The sequence below is a fragment of the Pseudomethylobacillus aquaticus genome (assembly GCF_003730115.1).
Classification (GTDB): Bacteria; Pseudomonadota; Gammaproteobacteria; order Burkholderiales; family Methylophilaceae; genus Pseudomethylobacillus; species Pseudomethylobacillus aquaticus.
On the sequence record NZ_RJVP01000001.1, the window covers coordinates 281,315 to 295,386 of the forward strand.

A 14,072-nucleotide genomic window follows, 5' to 3' on the forward strand; every position below is an offset into this window, starting at 1 on the left:
CCCTCATGGCCCTGTTACAAATCGCCGAACCCGGCATGAGCGCCGCCCCGCACCAGCACCGACTCGCCATAGGCATCGATCTGGGCACCACCAATTCGCTGGTCGCCACCGTGCGCAGTGGCATGAGCACCGTGCTGCATGACGAACAGGGCCACGCCCTGCTACCTTCGGTCGTGCATTACCGCCCGGATGGCGAGGTCAGCGTGGGCTATCCTGCGCAGGCGCAACAAAGCCTGGACCCCAATAACACCATCGTCTCCGCCAAACGCTTCATGGGACGCGGCCTCAAGGACATCGGCATCACCACCCACCTGCCCTACCGCTTTGTGGATGCACCCGGCATGGTGCAGCTGGAAACCCGGGCGGGCATCAAGAGCCCGGTGGAGATCTCGGCCGAGATCCTGCGCACCCTGAAAGCCCGCGCCGAAAAAGCCCTGGGTGGCGAGCTGACCGGCGCTGTGATCACGGTGCCTGCCTATTTCGACGATGCACAACGCCAGGCCACCAAGGACGCGGCGCGTCTGGCTGGCCTGACCGTCTTGCGCCTGCTCAATGAACCCACGGCAGCGGCTGTCGCCTACGGCCTCGACAATGCATCCGAAGGCGTCTATGTCATCTATGACCTGGGCGGCGGCACGTTCGATATTTCCATTCTGCGTCTGTCGCGTGGCGTGTTCGAAGTGCTGGCCACCAATGGCGATTCTGCCCTGGGTGGCGATGACTTCGATCAGCGCATCTATTGCTGGATCCTGGAACAGGCCAGGCTCGCGCCGTTGAGCGCGGCTGACACGCGTTTGCTGCTGACCAAGGCACGCGAAGCCAAGGAATGGCTCACCGATCATGCCGAAGCCCGCATCACCAGCCTGCTTGGCAGCGGCGATGTGATCGACCTCACGCTGGACAGTACCACCCTGAGCGTGCTGACGCGCCAGCTGATCGCCAAGACACTCAGCCCCACCCGCAAGGCATTGCGCGATGCCGGCCTGGAAGTCAGTGACATCAAGGGCGTGGTGATGGTGGGTGGTGCCACGCGCATGCCGCAAGTGCGTCAGGCGGTGGCGGAGTTCTTCGGCCAGGCGCCTCTTACCAATCTGGACCCGGACAAGGTGGTGGCGCTGGGCGCTGCCATCCAGGCCAATATGCTGGCCGGCAACCGCAGTGACGATGACCTGCTGCTGCTGGATGTGATCCCGCTGTCGCTGGGCCTGGAAACCATGGGTGGCCTGGCTGAGCGCATCATTCCGCGCAACGCTACCATCCCCGTGGCGCGGGCGCAGGATTTCACCACGTACAAAGACGGCCAGACCGCCATGAGCATCCACGTGGTGCAAGGCGAGCGCGAACTGGTGTCGGACTGCCGCTCGCTGGCGCGCTTCGAGTTGCGTGGCATTCCGCCCATGGCCGCCGGTGCGGCACGCATACGTGTCACCTTCCAGGTCGATGCCGATGGCTTGCTGTCGGTGACGGCACGCGAACAAGGCAGCGGCGTGGAGGCCAATATCGTGGTCAAACCGTCTTATGGTCTGGATGAAGACCAGATCACCGAGATGCTGCGCGCTTCCTTCGGCTCCGCCGAACAGGACAAGCAGGCGCGGGCCTTGCGTGAAGTGCAGGTGGATGCACAGCGCCTCATCGAAGCCATCAGCGCCGCGCTGCAAAAAGACGGCGCCACACTGCTCACGCCACAACAACAACACCAGATCGAAACCGCCGTGGCCACGCTGCATCGCCTGAGCCAGGGCGAAGACGCCGATGCCATCAAGGCCGCCAGTGACGCGCTCAACCATGCGACCGAAGCCTTCGCTGCGCTGCGCATGGACGCTTCGGTGAAACAGGCGCTGGCCGGCCAACACCTCAACACATTGGAACTCTAGTCATGCCGCAAATTATCGTGTTGCCTCACGTCGAACTCTGTCCGGACGGCGCAGCCTTTGAAGCCACCGCCGGTTTATCCATCTGCGAGAACCTGCTGGAGCAGGACATCGACATCGACCACGCCTGTGACCGGGTGTGTGCCTGCACCACCTGCCATGTCATCGTGCGCGAAGGCTACACCAGCCTGCCGGCAGCGGAAGATCAGGAAGAAGACCTGCTCGACAAGGCCTGGGGCCTGGAGCCCAACTCCCGTCTCTCCTGTCAGGCCATCGTGCAGCAGGCCGATCTGGTGGTGGAGATCCCCCGCTACTCCATCAACATGGCCAAAGAAGGTAAAGGCTAAGCCAACCTCGGGCGACAAGCCCGGCAGCCTGCATAAACAAAAAGCCAGCGTGGTCTCTTGTGGAGGCCAGCTGGCTTTTTTTCGCCTTGGATGAAAGCGGTAAACGTAATTACAAAACGGTAGCGCTATTACTAGGCGTCAACGCTGTTACATGGCAGCGACGACCTGATCGCCCATTTCGGAACAGGACACACGCGTCATGCCAGGCTCAAAGATGTCGCCGGTGCGGTAACCAGCGGCCAGTACTTTCTTGACCGCATTCTCGATACGCACAGCGGCAGCTTCGTTGTTAAAGGTGTAACGCATCATCATCGCGGCAGACAGGATGGTGGCCAGTGGGTTGGCCAGGTTCTTGCCGGCGATGTCCGGTGCGGAACCATGCGAAGGCTCGTACAAGCCCTTCTTGGATTCGTTCAGCGATGCAGAGGCCAGCATGCCGATGGAACCGGTCAGCATGGACGCTTCGTCGGACAGGATGTCACCGAAGATGTTGCCGGTGACCATCACATCGAACTGCTTGGGGTTGCGGATCAGCTGCATGGCGGCGTTGTCCACGTACATGTGGCTGAGCTCCACTTCCGGGTATTCCTTGGCCACGTCGATGACGATCTCTTTCCAGAACTCGGTGGTTTCCAGCACATTGGCCTTGTCCACGGAACACAGTTTCTTCTGGCGCTTCATGGCGATGCCGAACGCCACGTGGGCGATGCGGCGCACTTCGGCTTCGGTGTAGACCATGGTGTTAAAGCCTTCACGCTCGCCGTTTTCGTTGACACGCATGCCACGTGGCTGACCGAAGTACACGTCACCGGTCAGTTCACGCACGATCATGATGTCCAGGCCCGCCACCACTTCCGGCTTCAGTGTGGACGCATTGGCCAGCTCCGGGAACAGCACGGCAGGACGCAGGTTGGCGAACAGACCCAGATCCTTGCGGATGGCCAGCAGGCCGCGTTCGGGGCGCAGCGGACGGTCCAGCGTGTCGTATTGCGGGCCGCCAACGGCACCCAGCAGTACGGCATCGGCTTCACGGCAGATCTTCTGTGTGAATTCCGGATACGGATGGCCGTAGGCGTCATAGCCTGCGCCGCCCAGTGGCGCTTCCACGAACTCCATGTCCAGGCCTTCAGCGCGCAACACATCCAGCACGCGGATCGCCTGCGTCATGATTTCCGGGCCGATGCCATCACCTGGCAGAACTGCAATCTTCATTTTCAATTCCTTCAATTATCGAATCAATTGTAGGGCGCAATAACCAGAGGGCATTGCGCCGTGTTGTCCTTATTGAGCGTCATGCGGCGCAATGCGCTGCGCTTATTGACGCCCTACTAATCAGGCAAACAACCAGGGCTGCGCTGTCTTGTGTTTAGCCTCAAACGCCTTGATCTCGTCAGCATGCTGCAAGGTCAGGCCGATCTCGTCCAGACCATTCAGCAAGCAATGCTTGCGGTGCGGCGTGATGTCGAACTTGAACGAGGCGCCAGACGGTAAGGTCACGGTCTGCGATTCCAGATCGACATTGAGCTTGTAGCCTTCGTTGGCGAAGCATTCAGCGAACAGCTGATCCACCGTCTCTGCCGAAGCAACGATAGGCAGGATGCCGTTCTTGTAGCAGTTGCCAAAGAAGATGTCGGCGAACGAAGGTGCGATCACCACGCGGAAGCCGTAGTCGTCGATGGCCCAGGGCGCGTGTTCGCGGCTGGAGCCGCAACCGAAGTTGTCGCGTGCCAGCAGCACTTGCGCGCCTTGATAACGTGGCTGGTTCAGCACGAAGTCCTTGTTGAGTGGACGCGTGCTGCAATCCATGCCGGGCTCGCCGTAGTTGGTGTAACGCCATTCATCGAACAGGTAAGGGCCGAAGCCGGTGCGCTTGATCGACTTCAGGAACTGTTTGGGGATGATCGCGTCGGTGTCGATGTTGGCGCGGTCTACCGGGCAAACCAGCCCATGTACTTGCGTAAATGCTTTCATGTCGGTTCCTTTCTTATACCTGCTTGTCTTATGCCTGGCTGCGGATATCGACGAAGTGACCGGCAATGGCGGCAGCGGCTGCCATTTCCGGGCTAACCAGGTGAGTACGCCCACCCGGACCCTGACGGCCTTCAAAGTTACGGTTGGAGGTGGAGGCACAGCGCTCGCCTGGTGCCAGACGGTCGGCGTTCATGGCCAGACACATGGAGCAACCAGGTTCACGCCACTCGAAACCGGCTTCCGTGAAGATCTTGTCCAGACCTTCTTCTTCGGCCTGGCGCTTGACCTGACCAGAGCCTGGTACCACCAGTGCCAGCGCGATGCTGCTGGCGACCTTGCGGCCCTTGATCACACCAGCGGCGGCACGCAAGTCCTCGATACGCGAGTTGGTGCAGGAGCCGATGAAGACCTTGTCCAGTTTGATGTCGCTGATCGGCATGTTGGCGGTGAGGCCCATGTACTTGAGCGCATTCTCGATGCTGGTGCGCTTGGTCGGGTCGGTTTCCTTGCTCGGGTCCGGCACGGTGGCGCCTATAGGCAGCACTTGCTCGGGCGAGGTGCCCCAGGTCACTTGTGGCTGGATATCGGCGCCATTGATCTCGACCACGGCGTCGAACACGGCATCTGCATCGGAATGCAGCGTCTTCCAGTACTCAACCGCAGCGTCCCAGTTCGCGCCCTTGGGTGCATGGGTACGGCCCTTGAGGTAGGCGGCGGTCTTGTCGTCTGCCGCCACCATGCCAGAACGTGCACCGGCCTCGATGGCCAGGTTGCACACCGTCATACGGCCTTCCATGGACAGACCGCGGATCACCGAACCTGCATATTCGATGGCATAGCCGGTACCGCCTGCGGTGCCGATACGGCCGATCACGGCCAGCGCCACATCCTTGGCGGTCACGCCAGCACCCAGCACACCGTCGATCTTGACCAGCATGCTCCTGGCCTTTTTGGCGATCAGCGTCTGCGTGGCAAGCACGTGTTCCACTTCCGAGGTGCCGATGCCATGCGCAAGCGCACCGAACGCGCCATGCGTGGAGGTATGGCTGTCGCCGCACACCACGGTCATGCCGGGCAAGGTGGTTCCGTTCTCGGGGCCGATCACGTGGATGATGCCCTGATTCACGTTCTTGAACGGGAAGTAGACCAGCGCACCGAATTCCTTGATGTTGCTGTCCAGGGTTTCCACCTGCAGACGCGACACCGGGTCTTCGATGCCCTTGTCCCAGTCCTTGGTCGGCGTGTTGTGGTCGGGGTTGGCCACCACCGAACTGTCGCGCCACAGTTTGCGGCCCGCCAGACGCATGCCTTCAAAGGCCTGCGGGCTGGTCACTTCGTGCACCAGATGACGGTCGATGTACAGCAGACAGGTGCCATCCGATTCTTCGCGCACCACATGGGAATCCCACAATTTGTCGTAAAGCGTTTTACCAGCCATGACAACTCCTATTAAAAACATATACTTGAACACACTCTCTACAGCAAAACATCTGCCATAGCAGCATCACAGGCGCACAGCATAACCAAGTATGAATACCCTTACAATAATAGCGTTTATACTAGTACTGGAATTAACACCCTGAGAGCATCATGGATACCCGACGCAAAGAACTAGGCGACTTCCTGCAGGTATTGCGGCAACGTTGCGCACCGCAGGATTTCGGCTTTCCGGCAGGCAGCCGACGCCGCACGCAAGGCCTGCGCCGCGAGGAAGTGGCGCAACTGGCCAGCATCAGTCCCACCTGGTACACCTGGATAGAACAAGGACGTGAAGTCAACGTGTCTGCCGAGGTGCTGGACCGCCTGGCGCAGGTGCTGAAACTCACGCGCTCGGAACGCGATTATCTGTTCGAGATGGCAGACAGGCGCGATCCGGCCGGTAGCAGCCATGACGAGCTGGATGAAGCACCGCAGATCCTGGTGGCCATGCTGGCGGACATGCAGATCCCGGCTTACCTGATGGGTCGCACCTGGGACCTGCTGGCCTGGAACACACAGGCAGCCATGCTGTTTACAGGCTGGCTGGATGTGGTGGACCAGCAAAGCCCGCAACGCCCCAACCTGCTGCGCTTCGTCTTTCTGCTACCCGAAGCGCGAATATTGGTGGATCAATGGGAGGTGCGTGCCAAACGCATCGTGGCGGAATTCCGCGCAGACTGTCGCAGCCGCCTGGAAGAACCGGCCCTGCAACGTCTGGTGAATGAACTGACCCAAAGCAGCCCGGAATTCGCGCTGTTCTGGCAACAGCACGATGTGCTGGAACGCCAGGGTGGCGAACGGGGCTTTCATCACCCGCAGCTAGGCGACATCACCTTCCAGCAGTTCACCTTGCACCCCGTGGATCAGGAGCAACTGAAACTGGTATTGCTGAAGCCCATGAATTGCTGAAGCCCATGAATTGCTGAAGCCCATGAATTGCTGAAGCCCATGAATTGCTGAAGCCCATGAATTGCTGAAGCCCATGGACCACAGCCGGGATTGACGCCGCTGGCAAACAACTGACGCAGGCTCAGGCCGTAAGCGCCTGCCGCTCCTGATCACGCACCAGCTTGTATTCGATGGAGTCGATCAGCGCGCGCCAGGAAGCATCGATGATGTCTGTGGATACGCCTATGGTGGTCCAGCCTTCGAACTGGTCACGCGATTCGATCAGCACGCGCACCTTGGCGGCAGAAGCCTGGTCGGAATCCAGCACGCGCACCTTGTAATCGGTGAGCTTGATGTCCTTGATGGCAGGGTAGAAACGCTCCAGCGCACGGCGCACGGCTTTGTCCAGCGCATTGACCGGGCCGTCGCCTTCGGCTGCCGTGATCTCCTGCTGGCCATCCACGGAGATCTTGATGGTGACCGAGGAGTTCATGCGGTTGAGCGCGGGCTCGTGGATATTGACCTTGTATTCATGCAGGTCGAAGAACGGTTGATGCTTGCCCAGCAGCTTGCGCACCAACAACTGGAACGAGCTTTCTGCGGTTTCGAACTGATAGCCTTCGTGTTCCAGCTCTTTCAGTTTTTCCAGCACCAGCTTGGTCTCGTCCGAATCCTTGCCCAGCGTAGGGTCTACACGGTGCATGCGTGCCAGCAAGGCGCTGCGGCCCGCCACTTCCGACACCAGGATATGGCGCGCATTGCCTACCAGTTCCGGGTTGATATGCTCGTAGGAGATGGGGTTCTTGGTGACCGCATCGATGTGCATGCCGCCCTTGTGCGCAAAGGCATCATTGCCTACATAGGCCGCCTTCTCGTTGAAGGTGGCGTTGGCGATCTCGCTGACGTAACGCGCGGTCGAGGTCAGCGTGGCCATGCTTTCAGGCGGGATGCAGGGCAGCCCCAGCTTGAGTTGTACATTGGGGATAATGGCGCAGAGATTGGCGTTGCCACAGCGCTCGCCTATGCCGTTGATGGTGCCCTGTACCTGACGCGCACCGGCTTGCACCGCCGCCACCGAGTTGGCCACGGCCATCTCGGAATCGTTGTGGCAGTGGATGCCGATCTGCACCTTGGGGAAACGCGCCACCACTGCCGCTGTGATGGCATGGATCTCGCTGGAAAACGTGCCCCCGTTGGTATCGCACAAGCACAGTGCATCAGCGCCCGCGCTGGCGGCGGCCTGCAGACTCTGCATGGCGTAATCGGCATTGGCTTTGTAGCCATCGAAAAAGTGTTCGGCATCGAACACCACTTCCTTGCCGTGCCCTTTCAGGAAGGCGATAGTATCCGCGATCATGGCCAGGTTCTCTTCCAGCGTGGTGCGCAGGATGTCGGTGACCTGATAATCCCAGCTCTTGCCGAAGATGGCCACAGCGGGCGTGTTGGCAGCCAGCAGGGAGCGCAGGTTGTTGTCGGACTCGACCGCCGCTTTGACCTTGCGTGTGCTGCCAAAGGCGATGATCCTGGCATGTTTGAGTTTGAGCTCGCCTATGCGCTGGAAGAACTCCATGTCCTTGGGGTTGGAGCCCGGGTTGCCTGCCTCGATATAGCTGATGCCAAGCTGGTCCAGGCGCTGGACGATCTTCAGCTTGTCTTCGACCGAGAAGGAGATGCCCTGCGCTTGCGCACCATCACGCAGCGTGGAATCGTAGGCAAACATTTGAGGCACAAAAGGCGAATCAGACATGGCACATCAACAATATTGAGCTTAATCAGCCATTTTACCTCAGCCGGGCGGCACACGCGAACCAGCTCTCGCTGTTCCCAGAGCGGCCGGGCAATAGCCTGAGCAAAGCCCAGAGCAAAGGCCATTCACTGGCCAGAGCAAAGGCCAGAGCCAAAACCAGAGCTAAGCCCAGTCAGCCAATACCAGCTTGCCTATGGTCTGACCGGCCTCCAGCTGGGCGTGCGCGGCACGCAGGTTCGCAGCATTGATGGGCCGCATCACCTGATTCAGCGTGCTTTTCAGCGTGCCGGCATCGATCAGGCTGGCCACTTCCTGCAGGATCGCGTGCTGCTGTTGCATGTCCTCGGTGCGGTACATGGCACGCGTGAACATGAACTCCCAGACGAAGCTGGCGCTCTTGCTCTTCAGCAGATCCAGATTGACTGGCTGTGCTGTTTCCACGATGGAACACAGATGCCCCTGCGGCTTGATGAGCTCGGCCATGACCGGGAAATAAGCATCGGTGTCATTGTTGCACAGGATGTAATCCACCCAGGGAAAGCCCAGGGCGGCCAGCTGATCGGCCAGCGATGCGCGGTGATCCACCACATGCTGAGCGCCCAGTTCGCGCACCCACAGAGCGGACTCAGGCCGCGAGGCGGTGGCGATCACCGTCAGTCCGGCCACCTGGCGGGCAAGCTGGATGGCGATGGACCCCACCCCACCGGCCGCGCCTATGATCAGGATGGTCTTGCCCGCATTGACCGCTGGATCGCGCGCGATGGGCAGCCGATCGAACAAGGCCTCCCAGGCGGTGATCGCCGTCAAAGGCAACGCCGCCGCCTGTTCGACCGATAATGTGGATGGACGACGGCCCACCAGGCGTTCGTCCATGAGCTGATATTCGGCATTGCAGCCGGGACGGGTGATATCGCCCGCGTAATAGACCGCATCCCCCACCTCGAACAAATGGCATTCCGGGCCGGTCGCCACCACCACCCCGGCCGCATCCCAGCCCAGCACACGCGGCGTGGATTCCACCTTGTCCTTGGGCTTGCGCACTTTGGTGTCCACCGGGTTGACCGCGATGGCCTGCACTTGCACCAGCAGGTCACGACCAGTGGCAACCGGCATGGGCAACTCGATATCGAGCAAAGCATCGGGATCGGTGATGGGCAGGTAACGCTTTAGACCAACAGCTTTCATGTATAGAACTCCAGAAGAGATGCAGACGCACTGCGTGAAAGGGGGAGGAACTCACAGTGCGCCCGCAGATCAGGGCCCATGGCAAGCACCCTGATCAAAACCGTGAATGTGCCATATATGGCGCGTAACAGCATGTCGCCAGCCAGGCTAGACAGTTCATATTATAGACAGCATATAGACAGCCCATGATCGGTACCCGGCAAATCGGACACCGACCATGCTTGATTCATAATGATAGGCAAGCGCTACAGCAAAAAAGTTTCCCGGCTGGACTTGTGCTGCAAACCGGAGGCCCTCTGCACCAACGTTGGCATTCAGCCTAGCCTCGGCTGATGCGGCTTGTTATACCGGCATGGTTTGCGCATCGCCGGCTGTCCTGCGGATCTTGAACCAGATCGCATACATCGCCGGCAGGAACACCAGAGTCAGGACCGTCCCGGCAAGGGTACCACCGATCAAGGTGTAAGCCAGCGTCCCCCAGAACACCGATTGGGTGAGCGGGATAAACGCCAGAACGGCAGCGAGCGCGGTCAGGATGACCGGGCGGGTACGCTGCACGGTTGCCTCAACGACCGCATCAAACGGCGCCAAACCGGCCTTCTGGTTGTCACTTATCTGGCCGATCAGGATCAGGGTGTTGCGCATCAGAATGCCGGACAGCGCGATCAGACCGACCAGTGCGTTGATGCCGAACGGCTGCTGGAACACCAGCAAGGTGGGCACCACACCGATCAGTCCCAGCGGCGCGGTAGCGAACACCATGGTCATCGCTGAAATCGATCTGACCTGGAAGATGATGATGACCAGCGTCAGCACGATCATGATGGGGAGCAGCGGCGCGATGGCACGATTGGCCTTGCCCGATTCCTCGATCGAACCGCCCTCCTCGATACGGTAACCAACTGGCAGTTGGGCGATGATGGGCTGCAGCGCCTTCAACACAGTGGTGGATACGTCCGGCGGCTGTAATCCTTCGGCGATATCGCCACGCACGGTGATCGTGGGAGTACGGTCTCGCCGACGCAATAACGGGTCTTCCATGCGCACCTCTACGCTGCCCAGTTGCGACAAGGGAATCCGCTGACCGCTGCTGCCCACCAGCGTGAAGTCGGCGATCCTGCCCGGCTCCAGCCGGGTATCGCCAGCAGAACGGGCGGTGACCTGCACCGAGCGGATGTCCTCGCGCAGCTCCGTGATCGGGATACCACTCAACAGGAACTGAAGCTGTTGGGCCACATCGCTGGAACTGAGACCCAAGCTCTGCAGCCGGTCCTGATCCAGGGAAAGATGCAGTGCAGGCACACGCTCGCCCCAGTCGGTGTTGACCGTTCGCATCTGCGCGGAGGCTTGCATGACACCACGCACTTGCTCAGCGATGTCACGCAACTTGTCCGGGTCCGGCCCCATGACACGGAAGGCCACAGGAAATGGCGAAGGCGGGCCGAATACGATCTGGGTCACGCGCACCCGCGCTTCAGGCGCCAGACCATCGGCCACCGCCTGCCTAAGCCTGAACTTGAGGGCCTCCCTTTCCTCGTCATTGCGGGTAAGGACCACGATTTTGGCGAACGATGGATCAGGCAATTCGGGTGACATCGCCAGGAAAAAGCGTGGTGCACCCTGACCGATGTAAGAGGTCACGATTCTGGCCTCCTGCTGCTTCGCAAGCCAGGCCTCAAGCTTGGCCGTTGCGGCACTGGTCTGCTGGATTGCAGTGCCATAGGGCATCTGCACTTCGACCAGCACCTCCGGCCGGTCCGAGGTGGGGAAGAACTGCTTGTTGACGGCCCCCATGCCCAATAAGGCGATCACGAAAGCAGCGATCACGCTCGCCGCGACCAGCCACTTGCGCCGGATCACCCAGCCCAGCAGCCGACGGAAACGCTGGTAGTTCGGTGTGGTGTAGATGGCCCCATGTCCGCCCGCGTGATGGTCGTGACTGGGCAGCAGCTTCACTCCCATGTAAGGGGTGAACACGACGGCAACAATCCATGACGCGATCAAGGCGATGCCGACGATCCAGAACATATTGCTGGTGTACTCGCCAGCGGTTGATTTTGCGAAGCCGTTCGGCATGAAGCCGATGGCCGTCACCAGCGTTCCGGCCAGCATGGGCGCAGCCGTATGGCTCCATGCGTACGCAGCCGCCTGAATGCGATCATAACCATCCGCCATCTTCACCACCATCATCTCGATGGCAATAATGGCGTCGTCGACCAGCAAGCCCAGGGCCAGGATCAAGGAACCCAGCGTGATACGGTCGAAGTTCATGCCGCTCGCTGCCATGATGATGAAGACCACGGCCAGCGTCAGGGGAACTGCAGCCGACACCACGATACCGGCGCGCCACCCCATGCTGAGAAAGCCAACCAGCATGACCACACCCAGGGCCACCAGAAACTTGACCATGAACTCGCCGACAGCAGAGTCGATATTGACCGACTGATCCGTCACTTTGGACAGGCTCATGCCCAGCGGCATCGCGGCGTTAATCGAGGCCGCTTCCGCCTCCAGCGCCTTGCCCAAGTCTAGCCCGTTCCAGCCTTCACGCATGACCACGCCGAGCAGCAAGCTCGGTTCGCCATTATTGCGGATCAAAAAAGTGGCCGGATCTTCGTAGCCTCGCTTCACGTCGGCCAGGTCGCCCAGCTTCAGCGTCCGGCCCTTCGCCTCAACCGGCGTATTGCGGATCGCCTCCAGGTCATCTATGGCCCCCTCCAGCCGGATAAAGACTTGCGGGCCCTTGGCTTCGATCGAACCCGCGGGCGTCATCACATTACGACTATTGAGCGCGGCGAACAGCTCGCGTGGCGACACGCCGAGGGTGGCGAGACGGTCATGGGAGAACTCGACGAAGATCCGCTCGGCCTGCTCGCCGATGATGTTCACCTTTTTGACGCCAGATACGTGCAGCAATCGCTGACGTATGGTCTCCGCGTCGCGGACCAAGTGCCGATGAGGTTCGCCAATGGCTTTCAAGGCATAGAGGGCAAAGGTCACGTCAGCATATTCGTCATTCACCATGGGGCCGATGACGCCGCGTGGCAGCTTGCTGGTCTCGTCATCGAGTTTCTTGCGCGCCTGATAGAACTGCTCGGGCACCTCGGCGGGTGGCGCGCTATCGAGCAGGTACACCGTCGTGAACGCGAGGCCGGGGCGCGTGAAGGTTTCGGTGCGGTCATACCAGCGCAGCTCCTGCATGCGCTTTTCCAGTGGCTCGGCTACCAGGTCCTGCATCTCTTTGGCGGTCGCGCCAGGCCAGGCGGTGATCACCGTCATCTGCTTGATGGTGAACGCCGGGTCCTCGGCCCGGCCCAGCGTCAGGAAAGCCACCAGACCAGCGATGAAAATCGCCACCATCAAAAACAAGGTGACCGAACGCTCGCGTACGGCTAACGCGGAAAGGTTGAAGGCGCTCATGGCCGTACTCCATCAGCTGCGCTGATACTGGCTGCGCTGATAGTTTGCTTCGTTGCATCGTCAGCCAGTCGCACCTGCTCACCTTCGTTCAGCAGATGTGCACCGAGCACAACGATGCGATCTCCCGCCGCAACGCCGCTGTCCAGGACAGCCGTTTCGCTGGTCAGACTGGCCACCTTTACAGCGCGCCAGGTCACACGATGGTCACCTGCCGTAATCAGCCAGACGCCTGGCCCTTTGCCTGAGTCGAAAATGGCACCGAGTGGCACTTGCAGCGCCGAGCTTGCGTGCATGGATGGCAGTTGCACTGCAACGGTGGATCCCAGCGGGGCATCCGCCAGACGCCCTTCCAGTACGTAGCGCGCCTCAAAGGTACGCGTCTGCGGGTTGGCGGCATCAGACAGCTGACGCAACTTCGCCATGCCGTCCAGTCCACTGCCATAGAGTGCCGCGCGCGCCGCCGATCCGACCGCCGGGCGCAGCGCTTCAGGGAGATTGATGAGCGCTTCGCGGCGTCCGGCATGCGCCAACCGGATGACCACTTGACCGGCAGCAACCACCTGGCCGGGTTCAGCCAAGGTCTCGACGATCACCCCATCGGCATCGGCAAGCAGCACGGTATAGGCATTTTCATTCCGGGCGACCTCGGCGCGTGCCTGTGCAGCCCGCAACTCTGCACTTGCCGACTCAGCGGCGGCTTTGATCTTGTCGTAGCTGGAAGCCGATACCGCCCCCGTTGCAACCAGGTCGCGGAAGCGCACCTCGTCCTCGGCGGTCTGATAAGCGCGCGCCATTGCCGCAGAAACGGCCTCCTCGTAGGCGCGTGTCGCAAGCTGCAAATCCGTGGGGTCGATGCGCATGAGCGGCTGGCCACGCTTGATGGTCTGTCCGGTATCGACCAGGCGCTCCATCACCTTACCGGGAACGCGGAAACCCAGATCACTCTGCACGCGTGGCGCAATGATGCCAGTGAAAGTGCGTTCACCCTGATCGGCAGCCATCACCAGGCCTGTCCTGACAAGGGGAATTTGCGTGCGCGGATCGCTGGACGAACTGGCGTCACCACATGCTGCCAGGCTGATGGGCAACACAGCGGCCACGATGAGTGAAGGAATAGTACGGCGCAGAAGCATGGCAACCTCCATGAACATGAAGGCCCCATCT

General features: G+C 60.5%; 10 protein-coding genes. 3 read left to right on the forward strand and 7 right to left on the reverse strand.

Going from position 1 to position 14,072, the window contains the following annotated elements:
• Positions 1 to 5 precede the first annotated feature (5 nt).
• Positions 6 to 1,874, forward strand: coding sequence for a Fe-S protein assembly chaperone HscA (gene hscA / locus ED236_RS01345; RefSeq protein ID WP_123236142.1), 1,869 nt, complete (start codon positions 6 to 8; stop codon positions 1,872 to 1,874).
• A gap of 2 nt (positions 1,875 to 1,876) precedes the next feature.
• Complete coding sequence (gene fdx, locus ED236_RS01350) at positions 1,877 to 2,218, forward strand: ISC system 2Fe-2S type ferredoxin (RefSeq protein WP_123236143.1); 342 nt, start codon at positions 1,877 to 1,879, stop codon at positions 2,216 to 2,218.
• A gap of 147 nt (positions 2,219 to 2,365) precedes the next feature.
• Here the strand turns inward: fdx and leuB are convergent, their stop codons facing one another.
• The 3 genes from leuB to leuC all read right to left on the reverse strand — a co-directional run bounded on the left by leuB (position 2,366) and on the right by leuC (position 5,627).
• Positions 2,366 to 3,430 (reverse strand): 3-isopropylmalate dehydrogenase, encoded by a 1,065-nt coding sequence (gene leuB / locus ED236_RS01355; protein ID WP_123236144.1) that lies wholly within the window; start codon positions 3,428 to 3,430, stop codon positions 2,366 to 2,368.
• Between the two features lie 120 nt (positions 3,431 to 3,550).
• Complete coding sequence (gene leuD, locus ED236_RS01360; protein WP_123236145.1) at positions 3,551 to 4,189, reverse strand: 3-isopropylmalate dehydratase small subunit; 639 nt, start codon at positions 4,187 to 4,189, stop codon at positions 3,551 to 3,553.
• A gap of 28 nt (positions 4,190 to 4,217) precedes the next feature.
• The gene (leuC, locus tag ED236_RS01365; RefSeq protein ID WP_123236146.1) at positions 4,218 to 5,627 is read right to left on the reverse strand and encodes a 3-isopropylmalate dehydratase large subunit; all 1,410 of its coding nucleotides are present in this window, start codon (positions 5,625 to 5,627) and stop codon (positions 4,218 to 4,220) included.
• A gap of 152 nt (positions 5,628 to 5,779) precedes the next feature.
• On the opposite strand from leuC, the gene ED236_RS01370 reads away from it, so the two are divergent.
• Positions 5,780 to 6,577: a helix-turn-helix transcriptional regulator gene (locus ED236_RS01370; RefSeq protein WP_123236147.1), complete on the forward strand. Its 798-nt coding sequence runs from the start codon at positions 5,780 to 5,782 to the stop codon at positions 6,575 to 6,577.
• A gap of 121 nt (positions 6,578 to 6,698) precedes the next feature.
• On the opposite strand, the gene cimA is transcribed toward ED236_RS01370, so the two are convergent.
• From cimA to ED236_RS01390, 4 genes are all read right to left on the reverse strand, one after another.
• Positions 6,699 to 8,276 (reverse strand): citramalate synthase, encoded by a 1,578-nt coding sequence (cimA, locus tag ED236_RS01375; RefSeq protein WP_240031979.1) that lies wholly within the window; start codon positions 8,274 to 8,276, stop codon positions 6,699 to 6,701.
• A 189-nt stretch (positions 8,277 to 8,465) separates the two neighbouring features.
• Complete coding sequence (locus ED236_RS01380) at positions 8,466 to 9,488, reverse strand: zinc-binding alcohol dehydrogenase family protein (RefSeq protein ID WP_123236149.1); 1,023 nt, start codon at positions 9,486 to 9,488, stop codon at positions 8,466 to 8,468.
• Positions 9,489 to 9,830: 342 nt separating this feature from the next.
• The gene (locus ED236_RS01385; RefSeq protein ID WP_123236150.1) at positions 9,831 to 12,908 is read right to left on the reverse strand and encodes an efflux RND transporter permease subunit; all 3,078 of its coding nucleotides are present in this window, start codon (positions 12,906 to 12,908) and stop codon (positions 9,831 to 9,833) included.
• A complete protein-coding gene (locus ED236_RS01390; RefSeq protein WP_123236572.1) occupies positions 12,905 to 14,041 on the reverse strand; it encodes an efflux RND transporter periplasmic adaptor subunit in 1,137 nt (378 codons plus the stop codon). The genes ED236_RS01385 and ED236_RS01390 overlap by 4 nt, the downstream gene beginning before the upstream one ends.
• Positions 14,042 to 14,072 lie beyond the last annotated feature (31 nt).

Excerpts from the sequence above, each read along its gene's own strand:
- hscA (WP_123236142.1), top strand. The coding sequence starts at position 6 with ATGGCCCTGTTACAAATCGCCGAACCCGGCATGAGCGCCGCCCCGCAC.
- fdx (WP_123236143.1), top strand. The coding sequence starts at position 1,877 with ATGCCGCAAATTATCGTGTTGCCTCACGTCGAACTCTGTCCGGACGGC.
- leuB (WP_123236144.1), bottom strand. The coding sequence starts at position 3,430 with ATGAAGATTGCAGTTCTGCCAGGTGATGGCATCGGCCCGGAAATCATG.
- leuD (WP_123236145.1), bottom strand. The coding sequence starts at position 4,189 with ATGAAAGCATTTACGCAAGTACATGGGCTGGTTTGCCCGGTAGACCGC.
- leuC (WP_123236146.1), bottom strand. The coding sequence starts at position 5,627 with ATGGCTGGTAAAACGCTTTACGACAAATTGTGGGATTCCCATGTGGTG.
- ED236_RS01370 (WP_123236147.1), top strand. The coding sequence starts at position 5,780 with ATGGATACCCGACGCAAAGAACTAGGCGACTTCCTGCAGGTATTGCGG.
- cimA (WP_240031979.1), bottom strand. The coding sequence starts at position 8,276 with ATGTTTGCCTACGATTCCACGCTGCGTGATGGTGCGCAAGCGCAGGGC.
- ED236_RS01380 (WP_123236149.1), bottom strand. The coding sequence starts at position 9,488 with ATGAAAGCTGTTGGTCTAAAGCGTTACCTGCCCATCACCGATCCCGAT.
- ED236_RS01385 (WP_123236150.1), bottom strand. The coding sequence starts at position 12,908 with ATGAGCGCCTTCAACCTTTCCGCGTTAGCCGTACGCGAGCGTTCGGTC.
- ED236_RS01390 (WP_123236572.1), bottom strand. The coding sequence starts at position 14,041 with ATGCTTCTGCGCCGTACTATTCCTTCACTCATCGTGGCCGCTGTGTTG.